This is a genomic window from Mycobacterium sp. ITM-2016-00317, assembly GCF_002968295.1.
Taxonomy (GTDB): Bacteria; Actinomycetota; Actinomycetes; order Mycobacteriales; family Mycobacteriaceae; genus Mycobacterium.
In genome coordinates, this window is record NZ_CP134399.1 from 3952621 (window position 1) to 3976588 (window position 23968).

The following is a 23968-nucleotide window of genomic DNA, read 5'->3' on the forward strand; positions in this document are numbered from 1 at the left end:
TCGTCAAGATCATCTCCCTCCGGTGTGCGTCGACGCGAACTCCGGCCAGGCGATCGTGAACGGTCGGGACCGCTCCAGCCACTTGGTGAACCGCAGCACTTCGCGGTCGGCGAATCGCGCTCCCACCACCTGAAGGCCCACCGGCATCGCGTCGCTGATACCGAAACACAAAGCCGCGGCGGGCTGACCAGTCTGATTGAACCAGGCAGTAAACCCGCAGTGTGCCAACGGCCGTGACGGATCCAGGCCGCATTCCTCCGCCGCGAAGCCGACGACCGGAAGGACGGGAGCGATCACGAAGTCGTATGCGGCACAGGCAGCCCGCATTTGCTCCGCCGACTTCGCCACCGCCTCGCCGTCGCGTGTGAAGTCGGTGGCGTGAAGGTCAGCAGCAGGTGAACACCACTGCCGGATGGCTGGGTGCACCAACTCGCGCAGCTCGAGTGGGATCGATTGGAGTTCGGCAAGCGCCCGGACTTGAAACAAGCGGTCCAGCGCTGGATAGGGGTCGCCGGCGATTGGGCTCGTCGCGTCACGGGCGGGAGTGAACACCGGAGCCATCGCCGTCACCTCTGCACCCGCATCGCGCAGCGCCGCCGCCGCTTCCGCGACCACCGCCAGCACCGCGGCGTCGGCGGTGAACCCGTGGCCGAGATCGGTCAGCACCCCGATGCGAAGACCGTGCGGTGTCAGCGGATTTCGTACGGGCGGACCGATCTCCGGCGGCAGGCTCCACAGGTCGCGCGGGTCGGGCACAGTCAGTACGTCGTACAGATCGAAGACATCGTCGACGGTACGCCCCATCGGTCCTGCCGACCGCACGGTGGATGGCGCGGTGTGCGGGATGCGGCCCTGGGTGGGCTTGAGCGCGACCAGCCCGCAGTGCCCAGCCGGCAACCGCACCGACCCGGCGATGTCGGAACCCACCGATGAGAAACCGATGCCCGCTGCCAGCGACGCGCCTGCTCCCGCGCTTGAACCGCCGGGGTTTCGAGTGGGATCCCAGGGATTGCGAGTGATCCCGTATAGCGAACTGACGCCCGCGGCCATCATCCCGAAGTCGGGCATGGTGGTCTTGCCGACGATGACGGCACCGGCCTCTTTCAGGCGCGCGGCCGGAGGCGAGTCGGCGGAGGAGTCGGCGAGGTGGCCGAACGCGGCACAGCCGTGGCGCCACGGCATGCCGGCCGCGTGCACGCTGTCCTTGATGGTGACCGGCAGGCCGTCCATCGGGCTCAGCGGCGCACCGCACGCCCATCGCCTTGCCGAGGCCTGCGCCGCGGTCCGGGCTCCCTCGGTGTCGACATGAGCCATGGCGTTGATGACCGGATTGCGGGACTCGATCCGGTCCAGGGTGCGCTCGAGAACGTCCACCGGCGTGAACGCCCCGCTGCGGTACCCGGAGCGAACGATGTCCGCCCCGGCGTCGAGCACGTCGTCGATCACGTGGCCGGGGCCGCCTCGAGTGCGCCGGCGACCATCCGGCGGGTCGTCGCCGTGAGCATGTGGACCCCGGCGAGCATCTGCTCGTCGGAGGTGAATTCTCGTTCGTTGTGGGAGATGCCGTCGACACTGGGGACGAAGAGCATCACCGTTGGCACCACGTCCTTCAGGTTCACGGAGTCGTGGCCTGCCATCGTCGGCAGCTCGCACCACGTCAGGCCGAGATCGTCGGCAACCGCACCTGCCAGGGCAATGCCGGAATCCTGGTAGCTGCTCGAGGGTCGCAAGGCGGCGGATTCGATGTCGACGCTCACCTCGCCGTCGTTCGCGATCTCCGCAACACGCGCCATCAACGACTGATGCGCGGCCTCCAGGTCATCAGCGCGAAGTGCCCGTAGGTCGGCGATCAACCGAACGCGCGCGGGCACCACCACGGGCGAGTTGGGTTCGATCGTCATCCGGCCCACCGACCCGAGCACCGTGTCGGGACCGAACTCGGCGGCCACCGCACGGACGGCCAACACCACCTGGCTGGCACCGACCAGGGCGTCGCGGCGGTACCGCATGTGGGTGGCGCCTGTGTGGGACTGCTCGCCGTGCACCGTGATCGTGTACTTGTACGCTGTCCAGTTCTTGGTGACGACGCCGACGTCGAGCCCCTGGTCGATCAACGAGCGCCCCTGTTCGATGTGGATCTCGGCGTAGCAGCTCGCCTGCGGCGCGGCGTCGGCGCCATGGAATCCGATGGCGTTCAATGCCTCCCGCACCGTCACGCCATCCTTGCCGACACTGTCGAGCGCGTCGTCCGCGCTGAGCTTGCCGGCGAAGACAGCGCTGCCCATCAGACTGGGGTAGAACCGCGACCCCTCCTCGTTGAACCAGTTCACCGCGGCGACGTTGTACCGAGCCCCGCCAGGCGGGTCGGCCAGCACGGCTGCCACCGCGTACGCACCGGCGAGAACACCGTAGGCACCGTCGAACCGTCCGGATGTGGGCTGACTGTCGAGATGAGATCCGACCAGGACGTGGGGGGCTTCTGGGCCACCATCGGTGGTGCGAGCGCAGCCGTACATATTGCCGACCGCGTCCACCCGGCAATGCAGTCCATGGTCGTCGAACCACGCCCTCAACCAGTCGCGCGCCCTCCCATCTGCCGGGGTGGCCGCTTCACGGTCCACTCCGCCTCCCGCCGTCACGCCGATCTCCGACAGCTCGGCGAAGTCGGCGAGGAAAGCGGCGTCGGAGAGGTCCGAACCCGGGTCAGCCATCTAACGCTTGCTCCCGCGACGTCTTGGCCAACTCGTGCAGTTGTCCGTCCATGGATTCATCGTGCACCGGCGGCGGTGCTTTCACACTGGTCTTGGCGGCCGCGAACATGTCGTCCACTCTCGCTTTCTCCGCGTCGTCGGACTTGATGAACGCTGCAGCCCCCAGGAAGATCGCCAGGTTGACCGCGATGCCGACGATACCGCCGGTCAGACTGCCGAGCCCACGGATGTCATCGGGGTAGATCCACGTCAGAACCATCGCGACCACGAAGCCCACCACCATTCCCGCGACAGCGCCCTGCTTGTTGCCACCGCGCCAGAAGATGCCGAGGAACAGGGGAACCGCAAGCTGCACGACACCCTGGTAGGAGATCTGCGCCAGAAGCTGTAGCCGCTCCATGTTGAACGTCGCATAGGCGACGACGCCTGCCAGCACCATGAACACGGCCATCGAGGTCTTCGCAACGTAAGTCAACTGCTTGTCGGAGAGCGGTCGCTTCTCGGTGTTGACCAGGTCATTGGCGATCTGAAGCCCGCAGACCTGCACGCTCCCATCGATGTGGCCCATGGACGCGGCGAAGACGATCGTGACGCCGAGGCCCAACATCCATGTGCCGCCGTAATCAGACATGATGCTGAACCAGCCCCCCTGTGGAGCGGCGGCCACGTCGGGCAACCCGGTGGCAGCGATGCCGACCAGCATCAACAGCGTGTAGAAGACGCCGGAGATCAGCACGGTGCACAATGTCCCGGATTTCACGGATCGCACACTGGAGGCGGTGTAGATGCGCTGGAAACTTGTTGGCCAACAGAGGGATCCGATGACGCCGGTGAAGATCAGCGCGAAGATGTAGAGCGGCCCGTAGCTGTCGCCGTCGCCGGGGAGCACCAGGTACTTGTCGGCGACGTCGTTGAGGTCGGCGAAGCTGATCGGGCTGCCCGCGGCGCCGGACAGCAACACCACGCACACGATCGCCGAGAAGACGTACGCCACCGTGCCCTGAAAGGCGTCGGTCATGATCAGGCCGCGCATGCCCATCCGGACAGTCCAGTACTGCCGAATGACGATGACTGCGAGACCGACGAGCAGGCAGGTGGTAACCGACCATGCGCCATCACTTGCAATCTCGAAAACTGTTCCCAGTGCCTGCATTCCGAGCACCACCCACGGGAAGAGCGAGACGATCCCGATGACGCTGGCGATCACCTTGACCGCCGACGAGTCGAACCGCTTGCCCAGCAGATCGGGCTGTGAACGCAGGTCGTACTTCTTGCCCCAGCGCCATGCCCGGGTGGCCATGAAGTACATCATCGCCACTCCGAGGCTCGAGTAGGCAAGGCCGTACAGCCCGAAGACCCCGGCACCAGCGGCGAGTCCGAAGAAGGCGATGAACGTGGAACCGGGCCACCACGAGTTCACATAGCTCATCGCCACGTACCACGGCCCGTAACTACGACCACCTACCGCGTACTCGTCGAACGTCGGTGCAGTCTTCTGCTGCGAGATGTAGAGAATTGCTACGACGATTGCGTAGAACACCGCCAACATGGCGAGCATGATCAGCATGTCAGCCTCCCAGGCTGTCGATGGGTTCCAGCGAGTCGTCGTCGAGTTCACCGCGAATGTCTTCGACGACGTAGAACGCCGTCAGGGTGAGTCCGAGGATGAGCGCGTTGACGATCCAGTACATGACCGCGAACGGGATTCCCAGGATGTCGAATCGGATGCCACTGCCCCACAGATACAGTGGCGGAAAGAGGGCGAACAGCAGAGCCAGTGCGTAGAAGCCGCCGAAAAAGGTCACCACCGATCGGCGACTAAAGCCTCTAATGCGTTCCTTCATCGTCAAATCCTTTGCGCTAGATGGCTCACTGGGCATCCGTGGTGGATGCGGTCTTCGGGGATACGTGTTCGAGCAGCTCGTCGTGAATGAGCCCGTTGCTCGCCATTCCGTTCAGCGCGTCGAAGGTCCTGCGGCCGTCGAGACTGGTGAACCGGCCGCCCGCCTCCTCGATGATGACCGACATCGGCGCCAGGTCGAAGGGTTGCGCGGTGTAGTCGACCACGGCGTCGACGCGGCCGCAGGCCACCATCGCGTAGCCGAACGCATCCCCCCACGTGCGCAGTACCGCCCCGCAGGCGTGCAGATCGTCGATGACCTGGAGATCCCAGTCCTCGAGCCACGTCGCCATCACGTAGGCACCATCGAGATCGTTGCGGTCGGACACCCGCACCTGCACGCCGTTGCTCCAGCAGCCCTTTCCCAATTCGGCGTGAACAGTGGTCTGCGCACTGGGCAGGTTGATGAGGCCGAACACGATCTCTCCGTCTTCCTGCAAGGCAATCAGATTCGCATACAGCGGAATCCCCCGTACGAACGATTTGGTGCCGTCGATGGGGTCCACGATCCAGCGGAACCCGCTGCTGCCGTGAGTCTCCGGGTACTCCTCGCCGGTGAAGCCATCGTCTGCGAACTCGGCTCCGACCGCGTCACGGAGCAATCGCTCGATCCCTCGGTCGGCGTCGGTGACCGGCGTGCCGTCTGCCTTGGTCTGCACCTGCAGGTTGCGCTTCTCGAAGTGTTCGCGCGAGATCCGACCCGCTACATCGGCGAGCCGCATGCTCAACCCGATGCGCTCCGCGCGTCCTGTGCTCATGAATAACAGCGTCGGAGTAGACCATTTCTGGTTCGTAAATGCTGGCGTTAACTCCATGTAACGGTCGACTCGAGGCGGCCGGTGGGCAGCGTGCGAAAAGATGCAACGCCGAACCGGCCCGGTTAGCGTTGTCGTCCTACACCACGGGGTGCAGCCGACAAGGAGCACGTCATGCTTGCGCTTGAGCACGCGAATGCAGCATTGAGGCGGCTAGCGGAGGAACTCACGGAACTGGGTGCGTCCAGGATGCCCACTGAGCGTGCGCTGGCCGACCGCCTACAGACCTCGCGCACCACGGTCCGGAAGGCGCTGGAACTACTCGAGAACGACGGAACGATTCGCCGGGTCAGGGGGCGTTCGGGAGGGTCCTACCTGACCAAGGTGCAACTACAGGACGCCGCATCGCAGACAGCTCGGCCGTTCTGCAGCGGACGGGGCGTGCTGCGCAGCCTCAACACGGTGAAGGGAATCCCGGAGATTCTGCACGAGCAGGGCTTTCGCGACGGCACGACGGTCATCCGTTCGGGCTTGGCGCCTGCCCCGTCTCGGGTGCGTGAGGCGCTGCAGTTGTCGAGCGACGAATTCGTGGTCTCGTTACTGAGGCTTCGCCATGCCGACGGCGACACTCTCTCCCTCGAACGGATGTTCCTGCGCACCGAGGTGGCTGACGTCCTCAGCACGGAGATGAAGTCGATCTACCGCACTCTGGGGTCACAGTTCGGCGTGCAGATCTGCGCTGCGGACGAGTCGATCGAAATGGCCGCTATCTCACAGTCCGAAGGCGTACTGCTCGGCCTCCCGGCAGGCACCCCCGTGCTCAAGCTGAGGCGCGTCGGCTACGACCAGTATGGCCGCGCCCTGGAGTACTCCGTTGACCTCTTCCGAGCCGACCGGACGCGGTTGCACGTGCGGTCACAGTCGTCGCCGTCAACGGATACCGGACCCAGCTTTGTGCAACCGGCTGCGGGCATCGGATCGAAACCAGCTCGTTACCGGAGCTGAGCAGGACCAGAAATGGTCTACCGCCACTGTGATTGCGGTGAACGCGCTTTCGATGACAGACCAGTTGAACGAGATGGCGACCGGTCTCATGTCCCCGGTTCCGGAGCACCGTGGTGCGGCCTTACTGGAACTGCTGCACGCTGCCGGTGTCGCCGTCGCAGGCATGCTGACCGCGCTCGACTCGAATCGTCGAATCGTGGTCGTCGCACGTAGTGGCCACCACGAGGGCCTGCGCGACCAGGTCACCAGATCGCTGCTGACTCCGCGCGGCCGGCACGTGGGCGCCCTGCACCTCACCTTCGTCTCCACACCGCTCCCGCTGCCTGCGGTCGCCGTACTGGACATGCTGATACCGCACGCGGCGGCCGTCGCCGCGTCGGTCGGCCGCCGATCTCAGCTCGGGTTGACGCCCAGGGAGGACGACATTCTGTGCGCGATCGCCGCTGGTTACACCAATGCCGAGATCTCCGAGCGGGATTCGGTGTCGGTTCGAACGGTCACGACTCAGGTCGAGTCGATCTTCCGGAAGCTCGGAGTTCGCAACCGCGTTCAAGCCGCCAGGGTCGCCATGGACTGCTGTCTGCAGGACCGCCGCTCGTCGGCTCCGCATTACAGCGCCGGCTTGACCTCCGACCAGGGCCGCGAAGCCTCGTAGTTGGCCGCGGCGCGCAAGACCGCAGCGTCGGCGCGGTGCCGACCCGCGATCTGTAACCCGACAGGACGGCCGTCACGGGTGAACCCGGCCGGAACGGTGATCGCCGGCGTCGTCGTCATGTTGAAGGGGTAGGTGAGCAACCAGCCAAGGAGTTGGCGTTGCAGCGATTGGCCGTCCAACCATTCCGGAGCGAAGCGATCGAGCGGAAAGGTGGGCGTGGCCAAAGTGGGGCTCACCAGAATGTCGTACGTCCGCATGAATGCGCTGAAGGTGTCCCACATCCTGCCGCGGAACGCCTCCGCCCGGCCGATCTCGACCGCGGTGAGCGTCTCGGCCTGCGCGAAGATCTCGATGAGTTGATCGTCGACCTCGCCGCGCTGAGACTTCCAGTCGAGCACGTCGTACTCGCATGAGTAACCGGGTACCCACAGCCCCTTCCACATGGCTTCCTCCGGGTTGCCCCAATCGGGCGTGGCCTCCTCGACCACGGCGCCGAGAGCTTCGAAAGCACGCACCGCCTCCGAGCACACCGACACCACTTCGGGGTCTACGTACCCGAGGCCCAGGTCGGGTGACCATGCGACCCGCCAGCCGGCGACGTCGCCCTCGATGCTCGACGCGTAGTCGACGCCGTCGTCCGGCACGCTGTTCGGGTCGGAGTCCGCGGGTCCGGACATGACCGAGAACATCAAGGCCGCATCTGCCACGGTCCGGGTAATCGGCCCATGGAAGACATGGGTGTAGTGGCGCCCGTCGAGAAGCGTGTGTGGGATGCGGCCCAAAGAGGGCTTGAACCCGACCACCCCGCACATCGCCGACGGAATTCGAACAGAGCCTGCTCCGTCCGCGCCCTCCGCCAACGGCCCCAGACCTGACGCCACTGCTGCGGCGGCCCCACCGCTCGAACCGCCGGCGGTGTGGCCCCGTCTCCACGGGTTGTGGGTGGGGCCGTAGAGATGGCTGTCGGTTCCGCCGTAGTAGCCGAACTCAGGTGCGTTGGTCTTGCCCAGGAAGAGGCCGCCGGCTTCTTTCAACCGCGTCACCACAGTGGCGTCGTGGGATCCCATCGTTCCAGCCCGCGGCTTGAGGGAGCTGTCCAAGGGCAGACCGGCCATCGTGGTCAGCCCCTTGATGGAGAACGGAACGCCGTGCAATGGTCCCGCACTCATGCCCCGTGCCGCTTCCTCCTGCAGGGTGTCGGCGTCGGCCAAGACCTGTTCGCGGTCGAAGTGGATGTACGCGTTGAGATCTGGGTTGATCGTCTCGATGCGGTCGGCGAACACGCCGGCGATCTCCGTCGGGGTGATCGAACCGGTCCGCACTGCAGCGGCGAGTTCGGTTGCGGGCATCCAACACAGATCGGCGTCGTTCACCGGTACAACGTAAGAAAGCCTGCGACGCCATCACATCCGAAGAATTACGTAGATGCGGTGTTGCTCGCTGCGAAGCGGAGAACCGGGTGGGGTCAGTGGTGCGTAGCACCGCCACAACGCATCGACGCCGCCCTGAAATGCTTCAGGACGGCGTCGAGGCGTGGTCAGGAAGACCGGTCAGACGTTGGCGTTGCCCGCCTTCCACTGCTCCCACGGAATGTTCCAGTCGCCCAGTCCGTCGGTGCCCGGCAGTGTCGTACCCACCGTGTTGACGATCTCCACGATGTCGCCGCGCTTGGAGTTGTCGTGGAACCACTTGCCGTTGCTCGTGCTGACGTTGATGCAGCCGTGGCTGACGTTGCTGCTGCCCTGGCTGCCCACCGACCACGGCGCGGCGTGGACGTAGATGCCGCTGTAGGAGATCTGGGTGGCCCAGTCGACCTCGGTGCGATACCCGTTGGGCGAGTTGACTGCCACCCCGTAGGTCGACGAGTCCATCACCATGTGCGGCCAGGCGGTCGCCGACGATGTACACACCGTTGTTGGTCGGGGTGCTGTTCTTCCCCATCGACACCGGCATGCTCTTGACGACCTCGCCGTTGCGCCGCACCGTCAGCGTCTTGGTGCTGTCGTCGACCGTGGTGATGACCTCGTCGCCGATCTTGAAGCTCGTCTTGACGTTGTCCTGACCGAACAGGCCGTCGCCCAGATCCACCCCATAGGCGTTCACCTCGACATCGACGGTCGTCCCCGGCTTCCAGTACTCGGCCGGCCGCCAGCGGACCTCACGGTTGCTCAGCCAGTAGAACGCGCCTTCGACCGGCGGATCGGTCTTGACGGTGATCGCGCGCTGGGCCGCGAGGCGGTTCGGGATGTTCTCGTCGAACCGGATGGCCACCGGTTGTCCGATACCGACGACCTCGCCGTCGTTGGGCATGACGTACGGCATCGTCAGGTTCTCCGGCGAGTGCGTCTCGAACGTCATCTCCCGGCTGGTGACGCCGCCGAGACCAAGCGACTGCGCGTTGATCGTGTAGCTCTTGTTATAGCCCAGCGGCTCCGCGGTCTCCCACGTCAGCCCGTCCTCGGACAACTTGCCCTCGACGGTCTTGCCGTTCTCGTTGACCATCGTCACCGAACCGAGCACGCCGTCCTCCGCACTGACCGTCACCGGGGAGTCGACGCTGACGCCGACGGCGCCGTCCTGGACCGATGCCGTCAGCTTCGGGATCAGCAGATCACCGAAGGGTGTGCCCTTGTCTGTTATCTGCTCCGCCTGGGGTGTTTCCGCGCTTCCGCTGCACCCGCTGAGGCCCAGCACGATCGCCGGAACCAGCACAGCAGCGGTCAGCCATGACCGCCGTCGCCGCGTCCGGGTCGCCGTGTTGACCTGCCACATAAACCGCCCCACCTCGCCTCATGATTTCGCTCGCAAATTGCTTTCGCCAATTCTACGGGCAGTTCCGACATCCGAGCCCGACGGCGATGTCGCGCATGAAAACCTTGATGACGTGGGGATTTCCGTCCAGCGCCACAGGCCTGTTATTGTCTCACACGCGCGCCGTTAGCTCAGTTGGTAGAGCAGCTGACTCTTAATCAGCGGGTCCGGGGTTCGAAACCCTGACGGCGCACTTACGACAAAGCCCCGCCTCGGCGGGGCTTTGTTCGTTGTGGAGTCGTTCGTGTGGAGTTCGTCTTGACCGGTCTGCCCGCGAACGGACGAAAGGGTCGGGCGGCGCACCGCCCGACCCCACAACCGCTCCGTCAGCCGCGCGGGCCCGCGCCGAGGTTGCCCAGCAGGGGGTTCACCTGGCCCGGCTGCCCGCCGTGCTCACGCTGATGCTGCGCGATCGCCTGAATCAGCGGGTTGTCCTTCATCAACTGGCGGCGGTCCTCTTCGGACAGCTCGTAGAACGTCCACATCCCCCAGGCCGCCGGCCGCACGTACAGCGTGACCTTCTGTCGTTTCCGGGTGTTCTGCGGCAGCATCGCCGGGATCGGCACCACCCGGTCCAGCGTCACGGCGCTGGCCAGTTCCTGGGCGAGCTTCTCCACATCGGTGGAGTCCTGCAGCTCGTAGACCGATGTTTGATGGCTCGGCTGGTCTGGGCCTTGCAGGGCCAGAAACCACGACATACCGCGTCTCCTTCGCTCGTCCTCAAGTCAGCGTCAGCGTAGAGGACGGCAGCCCACCGACCACCCCCGGTAGCGGGATTCGCAGGACAAGCCATTTTACGAGTGCGATAATTTTGATGTGTTCGGGCTATCCGCACTAAGCCATGTGCTAGTTGTCACGTCGCAGTGACGACCCGGCCGCGACAGATCAGGGCATATCAGTAACGACTCCTTGCGACAGCCGCAAATTCATAGCCTCTGCGCTGGGCAAAGAGTCGCCGGAGTGTTAGTGTTCCAGTTAGCTGGAATCGGCCCTTGAGGGCCACTTCGATCTTCCGCACCGGAAATGAGGAATTTGCTGATGTCAGGGCCAGGTGAACCGGTCGTTACCGGTGCCGATGGCGAGGACTCGGCCCGGGGTAGCGCAGCACAAAGGCCGGCCTCAGTGCACAACTGCAGCCGCATCGGCCGGGTGGCCAACCCGCCCGGCTTCTCGTTCTCCGAATGGTTCCGGGCAGGCCGTCGGCGCTGATCCGGCCCGGTTCAGGTGGTTACCGCCTGCGGCGGATCGCCACGATGACGATCACGACGCCGATCCCGGCCAGCGAGGCGATCACCTGCGGCTGCGTGACGAACCGAAGAACGCTGCTCTTCAGATCGTCGGCGATGCGGCTGGGATTCGCCCTGGCGGCCAGTGAGTCGACGGTGACCGCCAACTGCTCGCGCGCCTGATCGATATCAGCCTTGATGGTGTCCGGATCCCGGTCCGCCACTTCTGCCTCCGTTGCCACAGCGCCGGCCGTACCCCGACGATCAGTTTCTGCCGATCTACCCTAGTTGAGCCGGCGCGCGTACGAGCGCCCGGTCGATGGAACCACAGCACGATGCCCGACCGCTCGAAGGGACGACACCACCATGCCGCAAACGCCCAGATTCGAAGTCGGCGACGAAGCGCCCGCGTTCACCCTCCCCGACGCCGACGGCAACCCCGTCAGCCTCGCCGACTACAAGGGGCGCAAGGTGATCGTCTACTTCTACCCCGCCGCGTCGACACCGGGCTGCACCAAAGAGGCCTGCGACTTCCGCGACAACCTGGCCGAACTCAACGAGGCCGGTCTCGACGTCCTCGGCATCTCCCCCGACAAACCGGCCAAGCTCGCCAAGTTCCGCGATGCCGAAGGCCTCACGTTCCCGCTGCTGTCCGACCCCGACCGCGAGGTCCTCGAAGCGTGGGGCGCCTACGGGGAGAAGAAGATGTACGGCAAGACGGTGCAGGGTGTCATCCGGTCGACGTTCATCGTCGACGAGGACGGCAGGATCGCGGTGGCGCAGTACAACATCCGCGCCACCGGGCACGTCGCGAAACTACGGCGCGACCTGTCCGTCTGACGCGCCGAGGCGGTCGAGCAGCAACGCCTCCGCGGTGGCGGCGCGTTCCAGAACACCCAGGTGCAGGCTCTCGTTGACGCTGTGCGCCTGGGTGTCCGGATCCTCCACGCCGGTGACGAGGATCTTGGCGTCCGGGAACGCCGAGGCGAACTCCGCGATGAACGGGATGGAACCGCCGACCCCGGTGTCCACGGCGTCGTGCCCCCACGCGTCCCGGAATGCGCTGCGCGCCGCGTCGTAGACCGGACCCCGGGCGTCGATCGCGTAGGGCTCGCCCACATCGCCCGGCGTCACAGTGACTCGGGCACCCCACGGGGCGTGGGACTCCAGGTGCCGGGTCAGCGCCGCGAGATGCTCGGCGGCATCCCCGCCCGGTGCGACCCGCATGCTGACCTTCGCCCGCGCCCGCGGGATCAGGGTGTTGGAGGCCTGCGCGATCGGTGTGGTGTCGATGCCGATGACGGTGATCGCCGGCTTGGCCCACAGCCGTTGCGCCACCGAACCGGAACCGATCTCGCGCACCCCGTCCAGCATCCCGGTGTCGGCGCGCACCCGCTCCGGGGAGTAGTCGACGTCGGCCGCCTCTGCCTCGTGCAGCCCTTCGACCGCGACGTTTCCGTCGTCGTCGTGCAGGCCGGCCAGCAGACGCACCAGCACCGTCAGCGCGTCGGGGACCACACCGCCCCACATCCCCGAGTGCAGACCGTGGTCCAGGGTGGCCACCTCCACCACACAGTCGGCGAGACCGCGCAGCGAGACCGTCAGCGACGGGATCTCGGTGCTCCAGTTGTCGGAGTCGGCGATGACGATGACGTCGGCGGCCAGCGCGTCGCGGTGCGCGGCGAGCAGGCGGGACAGAGACGGCGAGCCCGACTCCTCCTCCCCCTCGACGAAGACCGTGACCCCGACCGGCGGATTGCCTCCGTGAGCCCGGAACGCCGCCAGATGCGTTGCAATACCGGCCTTGTCGTCGGCGGTGCCGCGCCCGTAGAGGCGGCCGTCGCGTTCGGTCGGCTGGAACGGCGCGCTGTCCCACTGCTCCGGATCACCCTCGGGCTGCACGTCGTGATGAGCGTAGAGCAGCACCGTGGGCGCGCCTTCGGGCGCCGGGTGCCGGGCGATCACCGCAGGCGCACCGCCCTCGGCCACGATCTGCACATCACCGAACCCGGCCTCCGACAACAACTTCGACACCGCTTCGGCGGAACGGTGCACCTCGGGCCGCCGGGCGGGGTCGGCCCAGACCGACGGGATGCGCACCAGCTCTTCAAGATCGGCACGGACCGACGGCAGCACGTCGCGGACACGCTGGACGAGATCACTCATGCAGTCGAGGTTAACCCTTCGCGCGCTCAGTCCGTCTCGGCGTCGCGGCGCTCCTCCTGCAGGCGGTCCTTGCTGCGCAGCAGCCGCAACAGGGTCACCAGCAGCAGACCTCCGACGATGTTTCCGACGACCGTGTAGCCGAACCACCCCAGCCAGTCGAGATACCCGAAGGGGGTGCGGCCGGTCATGAGCGCACCGAAGATCAGCAACGAGTCCAGGATCGAGTGGAACAGCTGCCCGCCGGCCAGCAGGAAGGCGCCCGCGACCGCGGCGGCGATCTTGCCGACCATCGCATCGGTGCCGTGCTGCATGCGGGTCATCAGCGTGATGACCATCCCGCCCAGCAGCGACAGCGCGATCGTCTCCGCCGACATCGGCGCGGTCGCGTAGTGCGCCGCCGACTCGATGGTCTGGTCGTGCAAGCGGGGCAGCGACGTCATGATCAGCCACATCAGAACCCACCCGCCGGCCAGGTTCGCGATCAGCGTGCCGCTCCACAGCTTGGCCAACTGCCCGACGCCCGCCCGTTTCGCCGCCACCGTGGTGACCGGGATCAGGAACCCCTCGGTGAACAGCTCGCTGCGGCCGAGTAGCAACGCGAGGAATCCGACGGAGAACGCCAGACCCGCCAGCAGCGGCTGATGGGTGGTCTGCAGGACCAAAAGGTAGGCCAGCACTCCCACCGCGATGTCGGTGCCGCCGAAGAACCCGGTGACCAGCACCTCCCGCCAGCTGCGATGCAGCCGTTGGGTTCCCTCGTCGACCATCCGCCGGAACGCGAACTCCAGCGCATCCTCGATGGGACTGTCGGACTCCCCCAGTTCACGCTGGCTCGCCTCGGGCAACGGATCGGTCCTTTCGGGGTACGGACGATGATCCGCCCGGATACCCCGAACCCGGCCCGCCCACCCCGCGAGCGTGCACGAACTCCGGCCGTTGAACGGCGCGGCGGCCGCAGACACGCACACTCGCCGGGAAAGGGTGGGGTGCCTAGCGCTCCTCGAGGACGGCGACCGCCGCGGCGGTGTCGGCCTCGTGCGTCAGCGACAGATGGATCGTCACCTCTTTGAGGTGCTCCGCGACCGCCCCGGACAGGCGCACCCGGGGGCGGCCCCACATGTCCGTGATGACCTCGATGTCGCGGTGGATCGCCTCGGGCAGCACCGGCCGCTTGGCGAACCGCGACCCGGACCAGGCCTTGATCACCGCCTCCTTGGCCGCCCACCTCGCGGCGAGGTGGCGCGCCGCCGACGAACTCTTGTCGGCGGCGTCGCGCCGCTCGCCCGGGGTGAACGTCTCCGCGAACACCGTCCCGGGCCGGTCCACCTGCTCGGCGAACTCCGGGATGGAGACGAGATCGATGCCTATCCCGACGATGGCCACGCGCAGCAACCTATCTCACGGGTCAACGCCGGTACACGCCGTTCTCGCCGAGCCGGGACGCCGGATCCAGCAACATCGCCGCCTCCTGAGCCTTCTCCGAGTGGTCACCGTCGAAACGCCGGTCGGCAGGCCGCTCGAACATCGGCGGGCCGCCCGCGATCGCCGAGGCCAGCCTGCGCTGTCCGGCCAGTGCCCGCTCCTGAGCCTGGGCGGTGTAGGCCGCCCGCTGCTCGGGGGCCAGTGCGGCCAGGAACGCCTGCGGATGCACCAGGGCGATCAGACCGGACACGTGACCGAACCCGAGACTGGTGACCAGACCCGCCTTCAGCGGGTACTTCTCGCCCAGCCGCAGCGTCTCGCGCGGCCACACGAAGTGCGCCGAGGTCGCCAGCTCGTCATCGACACAGTCCAGGCTGCGGTTCGGCGGGATGACCCCGTCGCGCAGAATCTGGCACAGGCCCATCAACTGGAATGCCGCGGCACCGCCCTTGCTGTGACCGGTCAGGGACTTCTGGCTCACCACGAACAACGGGTTGCCCGGGGCACGGCCCAACGCGTCGGCCAGCCGCTCGTGCAGCTCGGTCTCGTTGGGATCGTTGGCCAGCGTCGACGTGTCGTGCTTGGACACCACAGCGATGTCGTCGGCACCCACACCCAGCTTGGCCAGCGAACGGGCCAGCTGCGACTCCGGGCCACCGCGGCCGGCGCCGAGGCCACCGAGGCCTGGTGCCGGGATCGAGGTGTGCACACCGTCGGCGAAGCTCTGCGCGTAGCCGACCACAGCCAGCACCGGCAGGCCCATCTGAAGCGCCAGCGCACCGTTGGCCAGCAGGATCGTGCCGCCACCCTGAGCTTCCAGGAAGCCGAGGCGGCGCCGGTCGTTGGCACGGGAGAACCGCGAGTCGCTGATGCCCTTGGCCCGCATCGTCTCGGTGTCGGCGGTGGCCGCCATGTCACCGAAGCCGATGATCGCTTCCAGGGTCAGGTCGTCGAAGCCGCCTGCGACCACGAATTCGGCCTTGCCCAACCGGATCTTGTCGACGCCCTCCTCGACCGACACCGCGACCGTGGCGCACGCGGCGACCGGGTGCACCATCGCGCCGTAGCCGCCGACGTAGGACTGCATCACGTGTGCGGCAACCACATTCGGCAGGACTTCCTGCAGGATGTCGTTCGGCTTGCTCCGCCCCAGCAGGTTTCCGTGGTACATGGTCTGCATCGAGGTCATGCCGCCCATGCCGGTGCCCTGCGTGGAGGCCACCTGACTCGGGTGCACCCAGCGCAGCAGCTCGGTGGGGGTGAAGCCCGAGGACAGGAACGCGTCCACCGTGGCGACGATGTTCCACAGCGCCACCCGGTCGATCGACGTCGCCATGTCGGGGCTGATGCCCCACACGGTCGGGTCGAAGCCGGTCGGAATCTGGGCGCCGACGGTCCGCGAGAGCTTGGTCTTGCGCGGAACGCGGATCTCGGTGCCCGCCTTGCGGATCACCTCCCAGTCGCCCGAATCCGGGATCGGCCGGGCCGCGGTGTGCTCGGGATCGAACTCGACGAACGCCCGCGCGTCGGCCTCGCTGGACACCACGAACCGGAAGTCCTTGTCCAGGAAGACACTGACCAGCAGCGGCGACGCGTGATCGGGGTCGATCGCGCCGTCGTCGACAAACTCGCGGATGCCGCAACGGCTCACGACCTCGTCGTGGTAGCGCTCCACGATCTCCGACTCGTCGATGAGCTCACCGGACTCGCTGTCGTACCAACCCGGTCGGGGATCGTCCTCCCACTTGATCAGGCCGGTGGTCCACGCCAGCTCCAGTACGCCCGCGGCCGAGAGCTCGTTGTCGACCTCCATCTCGTAGCGCGTGCGCGACGACCCGTACGGGCCCAGCTCGGCGCCACCGACGATGACGACCATGTCGGCCGGGTCGATGTCGAGGTCGGCCCACTCCGGCGCGGGCGCGGTGACCGCGGGCCGTGGGGGTGACGGCAGCGCGGCGATCAGGTGATCGGCGGCCTCGTCGTCCTCGTCCTCGTCGGCCGGGGCGGACGTCGCATCCTCACGGGCCTTGGTGGCCAGCGCGGACAGATCCAGCTCCGCTTCGGCCAGTCCGCCGGTCAGGTCCGCCTGCACGGGTTCGCGGGCGGCGGCCACCTTGGTCTCCACGTCGCACAGATCGAGCAGCATGCTCGCCATCTGCTCGGTGGAGTAGGTGGTCACGCCCGCTTCCTCGACCGCGTCGACGATGACGTCGTTGTGACCCATCAGTCCGGTCCCGCGGGTCCAGCCGATCAGCGCGTGCGCGAGGCTGACGCGCTGCGCCCATGAGGTTTCGGCCTTCCAGCGGGCCACGACCGCGTCCAGCGCGGCCTTGGACTCGCCGTAGGCGCCGTCGCCGCCGAACATCCCGCGGTTCGGGGATCCCGGCAGCACCACGTGCAGCCGGGCCGCGATGTCCCGGTCGGAGCTGATGTGCGACAGCCCGCCGATGAGCCGTTGCACGGCCCACAGCAGCACCTTCATCTCCATCTCGGAACGCGAGCCCGCGTCGGAGAGGTCTCCCCCGACCCGCGGTGCGGCGAACGGGAACAGCAGCGTCGGGGTCAGCGCGTCCTTGAGGTGGATCGACTTGGGCCCGAGGCTCTCGGTCTGTTCGGTGCCGACCCACTCGACGAGCGCGTCGATGTCGTTGTAGGAGGCCATGTTCGCCGGCAGCACCCACAGCTTCGCACCGAACCGGGCATTGTCGCGGTAGAGCTGACGGTAGAACGCCAGCCGGGCGTCGTCGAGCTTGGACGTGGTGGCCACCACGGTGGCCCCGCCGTCGAGCAGCTGCGCGACGACCGACGCGGCGATCGAGCCCTTGGACGCACCGGTGACCACGGCGACTTCGTTGTGGTAACGACCGGTGGCGGGGTTCTCCGCCCCCGCAGCGGCGCGGGCGTAGAGCGAGGCGTGCACATTGCGGCCTGCGGCCAGTGCCTTGCCCTGCCAGTAGGTGGCCTGGGTGCCGACCACATGGCCGGTGCCCTCGAACCGCTCCGACAGGCGGGCCCAGTCGGCTTCGATGTCCCCTTCGTCCATCAGCCAGATCCGGACCAGGTCCTCACGGGCGCTGGCCCACCGGTCGTCGAGCAGCACGGCCTTGCGGCCGTCGAACACCGGAGCCACCAGACGCGGCCAGTCCGAACCGAGTTCGGCAGTGACCAGATCGATCAGCTCGGCGTCGGCCGAGGAGTCGGGGGTGACGAACGGCGCGCCGAGACCCAACTGGTCCAGGATGGTGCGGGCCGCCGAGGCGAGCACGCCGTCGGGTCCGGTGACCTGCTCGGCGAATTCGCCGAGTGCGGCGGAGTCCACGACCCCGCCCGCGGCGCCGGCTGCCGACGGCAGCGACACCGCCACGCCCCTGCGGGCTGCGACAGCGCTCACCGCGGCATCGATCGCCTTGTCCACCGCGGCGGCGTCGGCCAGCGCGCCGTCGTGCAGTCCGCCCAGTGCTCCGCCACGGACACTGGAGCCCTCACGGGTGCCGAGGGCGACCTCGACGGTGACGTGCTTGACCCAGCCCTCACCGAGCTCCCAGGTCTTCTTGACCCGCTCGCCGATGTAGGCCGGCCGCTTCCCGGACGGCCCGAAGACCGTGCGCACCTGATCGTTGATCGCGTCCGACAGGACCGGACCGAACGGCTTGTAGGTGCGGGCCAGCTTGGTGACCTGTGCCTTCAGCCCGGCCAGATCGGCCTCCGCGGCGCCGTCGATCGCGCCCAGGTTCAGCTCGGAACCCAGGTCGACCAGCATCTGGTTACGCCGCGAGGACGCACCGTCGGTGATCGACTCGATCGAGTCCAACGGCTCGATCTGGTCGATGCGGATCTTTGCCGACAGCGCGATCAGCGCCATCGTCGCGTCGGAGGCGTCGAACGTGATGTCGTCCGGGCGGGGTCCACCGCTGGGCGCGGCGGCCGGAGCAGCAGGCGCGGCCGGAACCGCTTCTACCGGTGCGGAATCCGCGGCCGGCGCCGGGTCACCGGCGGACTCCTCGAGGTCGGGTTCGGGATCGGTGTCGGTCGCGAACAGCACTGCGGCGTCGCGCTCGGCGTTGAGCACCTCGGTGGTGTTGTGCGAGTACTCCGGCAGCTTCAGCGTGTTGGCGGCCAGACCGGCGACCGTCGGCGCGTTCTTCACACCGATCTCGACGAAGCGCTCCACCCCGAGACCGCCCGCGGCCTCCTCGATGAACAGCAGGTCCTGGGTCTCGATCCAGCGCACCGGGCTGGCGAACTGCCAGGCCAGCAGCTCGATGACGAGCTTGCGGCACAACTCGTTCGGCCGCTCGTTGCGCCACGTGTCGTAGTCGGCGAGGATCTCGTCGAGCGGCTCTGCCGGCACCAGGTCCCGGATCTCCTGGACGAAGTCGCGATCCAGGGTGAACGGCCGGGGCACCAGGTTCGGGATGTAGCGCCCGACGAGCAGCTCGGGGTCGTTGGGGTCGGGCATGACCCGCTCCAGCGCCCGCCGGAAGTCGGCGACGCCGACCCGCAGCACGCTCGAGTGGAACGGTACGTCGATGCCGGGCACCAGGATGAACGAGCGCTTGCCGCCGGAGATCTCGCGACGCTTCTCGACCTCGGCCTCCAGCGCCTCCAGACCGGCGACCGTGCCGGCGATCGCGTACTGCGAACCGCGCAGGTTGAAGTTCACGATCTCCAGGAATTCACCTGTGCGTTCGGAGATCTCGGCGATGAAGTCCTTGACGTCGGCATCGTCGAGGTCGATCTGCGAGGGCCGGATCGCCGCGAGGCGGTAGTTGGACCGGCCCTGGGCGTCGCGCGGCACGATGTCGTGCATCTTGGAGCCGCGGTGGAACACCACCTCCAGCAGCGCGGGCAGCTCGTAGACGCCGGACACGCAGGCCAGCGCGGTGTACTCGCCGACCGAGTGACCGCACGCGATCGCACCTTCGACGAACGCACCCTGCTCGCGCATCTCGGCGACCTGGGCGGCGGCCACCGTGGCCATCGCGACCTGGGTGAACTGCGTCAGGTACAGCACGCCTTCGGGGTGGTGGTAGTGCACGCCGGACGCGATCAGGCTGGTCGGGTTGTCCCGCACCACGTGCAGCACCGAGAAGCCCAGGGTCTCGCGGGTGAACTTGTCGGCGGTGTCCCAGACCGCGCGGGCGGCCTTGGAGCGGGCACGCACGTCCATGCCCATGCCCTTGGACTGGATGCCCTGGCCGGGGAAGGCGTAGACGGTCTTCGGCGCGGCCAGCTGCGCCGTTGCCGACATCACCAGCTCGCCACCGACCTTGGCGGCCACCTCGACGATCTCGGCGCCGCGGTCGATGCCGACGCGGTCGACCCGGAATTCGATCTCGTCGCCGGGCAGCACCATCCCGAGGAAACGGGACGTCCAGCCGACCAGCCGGGCCGGCGGCGTGGCGCGGCCGTCGGTCGCGGTGACCGCGTGCTGCGCTGCGGCCGACAGCCACATGCCGTGCACGATGGGCGTTTTCAGCCCGGCCAGCAGTGCGGCGGCACGGTCGGTGTGGATCGGGTTGTGGTCACCGGAGACCACTGCGAACGCGCTCATGTCGACGGGCGCGTTGACCACGACGTCGCGCCGCCGACGCCGGGGCGTGTCGGTCGCGTTGTCGGTGATCGCACCGCCCGCGCGCGGCGGGTCGGTGAGCTCGGCCGCACCGGTGCGGCCGCGGATCGCGAACCGCTCGCCGAGGGTGGCCAGCACGGTGCCGTCGGAGTCGGCGATCGTCACGTCCACCGGGACGACCCGGCCGACCTCGGTGTCGACGGCGGCCGAAGCGGTTGCGCGGACGGTCAATTCGGACTTCGTCGTGGGCATCGCGGCGAGCAGGTGGGCGGCGTGGTCGAGGTGCACCAGGCTCAGCAGGCCCTCGACGACCGGGAACCCGTCGTCGGTCAGCGCCGAACCGACCGCGGCGAACACCGCGGGCCAGCACAGGCCGACGAGCGCGTCGGGCACCAGCGTCAGGCCGGGTGCCAGCGGCGCGCCGAAGGTGGCGGTGACACCGGTGTGGTCGGCGACCTTCTCCGGATCCCACTCGACCGAGACGGTCGCGGTGTTGTCATGCACGGGCGGAAGCGATTCCGGACCCTCGACACCGGCGGCGATGGCCAGCACGGCACGCATCGCCGTGGAAGCGTCCTCGACGGTGACGATCGGCGCGCCGCCGTCGACGGTGGTCGCGGGCAGCGTGAAGCGGATGTCGATCCAGATGTCGGACAGCGGCACGCTCAGCGTGACGCTTCCGTCGCCGGCCAGCTCCAGCCGTGCGCCGGTGTTCGGGTGCGTCGCGCTGGGCTTGCCCGGCACGTCGTTGACCTGCCATTCGCCCGGCGCCCCGATCCGGTGCACCGGGTTGACGGCGGTCCGCCCGGCCCACAGCACGTCAGGCGAGTCGAGCACCACGGCCAGCGGGCCGGCGACGTCGGCGCGGGCCTGCCTGCGCGACACCACCGGGACGGGCTCGGCACCCGAAGCCAGGATGCGGTCGACGATCTCCTTCTCGAAGCGGTCGAGCAGCTCGCCCACCGGCTCGTCGACGCGGGTGATGCCCGCGACGGCCTGGGTGCCGGGGATGATGCAGACCTGGTCGGCGGTGTAGCGCGCGTCGTGGGCCTGCCACAGCGAGTCGCTGCGCCACCAGCGCCGCACGTCCTTGTCGATCACCGGCACGAAGTTGACCGGCTTGCCGGGCTTCTTGCACAGGGTCACGAAGAACGGCACGTCGGCGGGATGCAGCTTCACCGTCTCGGCGTCCGGGTAGCGGGCCAGCAGCGCGGCGATCGCGGTGTCCGGATCGTCCAGCAGCGCTTCGCCTTCGGGGCCTGCCGCGAAGAGCGACTCGATGGGCCCGGAGTCCTTCTCGTGCAGTCGGGCCTCGGCGCGGTTGAGCATCTCCTCGAAGCGCTCGCGCCAGGTGTCGGCCAGCCACAGGCTGCCCGGTCCGGCGGTGTCGGCGGTGCTGTCGCCGTCGCCGATCGCCAGTTCGACGTAGCGCTGCAGCCACTGCAGGTAGGTCATGTCGGCCACGTCGCCGAAGTACGGCTTGGCGGTGTCGGCCATCGCCTCGATGATCTCGTCGCGGCGCTCGGCGACGGCGTCGGCGTCGCCGGCCACCTCGTCGAGCAGGCGACCGCACCGGGATGCGGTGTTGTCGATCTCGTGGATGTCGGCGCCGAGCTGGCTACGCCCGGAGGCCATGCCGTTGATGGCCTTGCCCGCGCCGACCCAGGTGTCGGTGCCGGTGGTGTCGACCAGCAGCTGCTTGACCGCCGGGGAGGTGGTGGCCTCCAGTGTGGCCATCGCCGCGGTGCCGACCAGGATGCCGTCCACCGGCATCGCCGGGAACCCGTAGGTCTTGGCCCACTCACCGGACAGGTACTCAGCGGCACGCTCGGGGGTCCCGATCCCGCCACCGACGCAGATCGTGATGTTCGAGTGCTTGCGCAGGTCGCCGTAGGTGCTCAGCAGCAGATCGTCGAGGTCCTCCCACGAGTGGTGACCACCGGCGCGGCCGCCCTCGACGTGGACGATGACGTCCCTGCCGGGTACCTCCGCCGCGATCTTGATGACCGACTTGATCTGGTCGACCGTGCCGGGCTTGAAGACGACGTTGCTGATGCCGACGGTGTGGAGCTCTTCGATCAGATCGACGGCCTCTTCGAGGTCCGGGATGCCCGCGGTGACCACGACGCCGTCGATCGGCGCGCCTGACTGGCGCGCTTTCTGCACCAGCCGCTTGCCGCCCAGCTGCAGCTTCCACAGGTACGGGTCGAGGAACAGCGAGTTGAACTGCACCGCACGGCCCGGCTCCAGCAGCTGGGTCAGCTCGGCGACGCGGGCGTCGAAGATCTCCTCGGTGACCTGTCCGCCGCCGGCCAGCTCGGCCCAGTGGCCGGCGTTGGCCGCCGCGGCGACGATCTTGGCGTCCACGGTGGTCGGCGTCATGCCGGCCAGCAGGATCGGTGACCGGCCGGTGAGCCGGGTGAACTTGGTCGACGCCTTGACCGAACCGTCGGGCAGCGCGACGGGCTTCGGCGCGTAGCTCGACCAGGCGGGGGCGACGGCCGGCTCCGCGCCGACGGTGAACAGGCTGCGCTGGCCGGCCCGGGTGGCGGCCGCGACGATGCCGATGCCGAGGCCGCGGATCACCGGCGCGGTCAGCCGCGTCACGGTGTCGCTGGGTCCCAGGTCGACGATCCACTTGGCGCCGGCCGCGGCCAGGCCCTCGACCTCGCTGACCCAGTCGACGGGCTTGACGAAGATGGTCTCGGTGAGCTCGCGGGTGAGTTCACGGTCCAGGCCGGTGCGCGCCGCCCACTCGTTGACGAGGTCGACGCCGCTCGCCAGTCGCGGGGTGTGGAAGCCGACCTCGACGTTGAGCTGGTTGAAGATCGGGCGGAAGATCGCCCCGCCGCGCGTCTTGTTCTTGCGCTCGGCCTCTTCCTTCTCGGTGATCTTCTCGCAGTACAGCTCGAAACGGGCGAGCTGCTCGGGGGTGCCGGTGATGACCACCGAACGCCTGCCGTTGCGGATGGACAGCGCCGGCGGCAGCACCGTACGCACGTCCTGGGCGAACTCGTCGAGCAGCTCGGCCATCCGGGCCGGGTCGACGTTGAGGACCGAGACCATCGGCGAGCGGTCGCCGCGGCCGACCATGCCGCAGCGCCGGGACACCAGCGAGCCCGCGGCACCGATCAGCTGACCGATGGCGAGCAGTTCGACGTCGCGGGCGCCTCCGGCCTTGAGCGACTCCACGGCGGTGACGCCCTGGGAGTGGCCGGCGATGGCCACCGGCGGGTGGGCGTCGAGATCGAGGCCCTGACGCTTGAGCGCGCGCTGGGCGGCCATCTGGGTGAGCAGGATGCCGGGCCCCGAGATCGCGGCCGTGGTGAGGTCCTTGGCGGCGGGCAGCGGCTCGTCGGCGGCCAGGGCGCGGATCCACTTCATCGGCTCGAAGCCGATCGGGCGGACCACGACCAGCTCGCGCGCCAGGGGCTCGAGCATCAGTTCGGCTTCGGCGACCAACTGGCTGATCTCGGACTCGATGCCGGCGGAGTTGACGAGTTCTTCGAGGTTCTCCAACCACGGACCGCCCTGACCGCCGAACGCGACGGCATAGGGCTCGCCGGCGTGCAGCCGATCGACGAGTGCGTGCGTACCCGACAAGGGTTCGAAGTCCTGGTCTGTCCGGCTGTCGGAGCCGGCGGCGGCACGGTGCTGGTCGTTGATCGTCACGTCTTGTGTTCTCCTCAGGTGCTTCAATCGCGCTGCGATCGCGTGGTCACGGTCGTCTCGGGCTGGTGGGCTC

Annotated in this window: 15 protein-coding genes, 1 tRNA gene and 1 pseudogene; 4 read left to right on the forward strand and 13 right to left on the reverse strand. The window is 67.8% G+C overall.

Annotation, left to right across the window (positions count from 1 at the left end):
• Positions 1 to 9 precede the first annotated feature (9 nt).
• From C6A87_RS18805 to C6A87_RS18825, 5 genes are all read right to left on the reverse strand, one after another.
• Complete coding sequence (locus tag C6A87_RS18805; RefSeq protein WP_311113671.1) at positions 10 to 1446, reverse strand: amidase family protein; 1437 nt, start codon at positions 1444 to 1446, stop codon at positions 10 to 12.
• Entirely contained in the window at positions 1443 to 2711 is a 1269-nt protein-coding gene (locus C6A87_RS18810) for a M20 family metallo-hydrolase (protein ID WP_311113672.1), read from the reverse strand. The genes C6A87_RS18805 and C6A87_RS18810 overlap by 4 nt, the downstream gene beginning before the upstream one ends.
• Positions 2704 to 4329, reverse strand: a complete 1626-nt coding sequence (locus C6A87_RS18815) for a sodium:solute symporter family protein (RefSeq protein WP_311113673.1) — start codon at positions 4327 to 4329, stop codon at positions 2704 to 2706. The genes C6A87_RS18810 and C6A87_RS18815 overlap by 8 nt, the downstream gene beginning before the upstream one ends.
• Positions 4280 to 4519, reverse strand: a complete 240-nt coding sequence (locus C6A87_RS18820) for a hypothetical protein (protein WP_237024195.1) — start codon at positions 4517 to 4519, stop codon at positions 4280 to 4282. Before C6A87_RS18820 ends, C6A87_RS18815 begins: the two co-directional genes overlap by 50 nt.
• Before the next feature lie 61 nt (positions 4520 to 4580).
• Entirely contained in the window at positions 4581 to 5558 is a 978-nt protein-coding gene (locus C6A87_RS18825) for an inositol monophosphatase family protein (protein WP_311113674.1), read from the reverse strand.
• Here C6A87_RS18825 and C6A87_RS18830 point away from each other — a divergent pair.
• Both C6A87_RS18830 and C6A87_RS18835 read left to right on the forward strand, forming a co-directional pair.
• Positions 5541 to 6371 (forward strand): GntR family transcriptional regulator, encoded by an 831-nt coding sequence (locus tag C6A87_RS18830; protein ID WP_311113675.1) that lies wholly within the window; start codon positions 5541 to 5543, stop codon positions 6369 to 6371. The genes C6A87_RS18825 and C6A87_RS18830 overlap by 18 nt on opposite strands.
• Positions 6372 to 6423: 52 nt before the next feature.
• A complete protein-coding gene (locus C6A87_RS18835; RefSeq protein ID WP_311113676.1) occupies positions 6424 to 7026 on the forward strand; it encodes a helix-turn-helix transcriptional regulator in 603 nt (200 codons plus the stop codon).
• Here the strand turns inward: C6A87_RS18835 and C6A87_RS18840 are convergent.
• Together C6A87_RS18840 and C6A87_RS18845 are read right to left on the reverse strand one after the other, a co-directional pair.
• Complete coding sequence (locus tag C6A87_RS18840; RefSeq protein WP_311113677.1) at positions 6981 to 8399, reverse strand: amidase family protein; 1419 nt, start codon at positions 8397 to 8399, stop codon at positions 6981 to 6983. The two genes, C6A87_RS18835 and C6A87_RS18840, sit on opposite strands and share 46 nt — an antisense overlap.
• A gap of 177 nt (positions 8400 to 8576) precedes the next feature.
• Positions 8577 to 9798: pseudogene (locus C6A87_RS18845) on the reverse strand (Ig-like domain-containing protein).
• Between the two features lie 159 nt (positions 9799 to 9957).
• Here C6A87_RS18845 and C6A87_RS18850 point away from each other — a divergent pair.
• Positions 9958 to 10030 (forward strand) — tRNA-Lys (locus tag C6A87_RS18850).
• A gap of 133 nt (positions 10031 to 10163) precedes the next feature.
• Here C6A87_RS18850 and C6A87_RS18855 read toward each other — a convergent pair.
• Both C6A87_RS18855 and C6A87_RS18860 read right to left on the reverse strand, forming a co-directional pair.
• Positions 10164 to 10535, reverse strand: coding sequence for a hypothetical protein (locus tag C6A87_RS18855; protein ID WP_311113678.1), 372 nt, complete (start codon positions 10533 to 10535; stop codon positions 10164 to 10166).
• A 530-nt stretch (positions 10536 to 11065) separates the two neighbouring features.
• The gene (locus C6A87_RS18860; RefSeq protein WP_311117988.1) at positions 11066 to 11287 is read right to left on the reverse strand and encodes a DUF3618 domain-containing protein; all 222 of its coding nucleotides are present in this window, start codon (positions 11285 to 11287) and stop codon (positions 11066 to 11068) included.
• A 142-nt stretch (positions 11288 to 11429) separates the two neighbouring features.
• On the opposite strand from C6A87_RS18860, the gene bcp reads away from it, so the two are divergent.
• Positions 11430 to 11903 (forward strand): thioredoxin-dependent thiol peroxidase, encoded by a 474-nt coding sequence (gene bcp / locus C6A87_RS18865; protein ID WP_311113679.1) that lies wholly within the window; start codon positions 11430 to 11432, stop codon positions 11901 to 11903.
• Here bcp and C6A87_RS18870 read toward each other — a convergent pair.
• The 4 genes from C6A87_RS18870 to C6A87_RS18885 all read right to left on the reverse strand — a co-directional run bounded on the left by C6A87_RS18870 (position 11880) and on the right by C6A87_RS18885 (position 23826).
• Positions 11880 to 13229 carry a dipeptidase gene (locus tag C6A87_RS18870; protein ID WP_311113680.1) on the reverse strand — a complete coding sequence of 450 codons (1350 nt, stop codon included), beginning with the start codon at positions 13227 to 13229 and terminating at the stop codon, positions 11880 to 11882. The two genes, bcp and C6A87_RS18870, sit on opposite strands and share 24 nt — an antisense overlap.
• A gap of 26 nt (positions 13230 to 13255) precedes the next feature.
• Entirely contained in the window at positions 13256 to 14074 is an 819-nt protein-coding gene (locus C6A87_RS18875; RefSeq protein WP_311113681.1) for a formate/nitrite transporter family protein, read from the reverse strand.
• Between the two features lie 145 nt (positions 14075 to 14219).
• Positions 14220 to 14612, reverse strand: a complete 393-nt coding sequence (locus C6A87_RS18880) for a holo-ACP synthase (RefSeq protein ID WP_197420393.1) — start codon at positions 14610 to 14612, stop codon at positions 14220 to 14222.
• Positions 14613 to 14634: 22 nt separating this feature from the next.
• Positions 14635 to 23826, reverse strand: coding sequence for a polyketide synthase (locus C6A87_RS18885; protein WP_311117989.1), 9192 nt, complete (start codon positions 23824 to 23826; stop codon positions 14635 to 14637).
• Between the last annotated feature and the right edge of the window lie 142 nt (positions 23827 to 23968).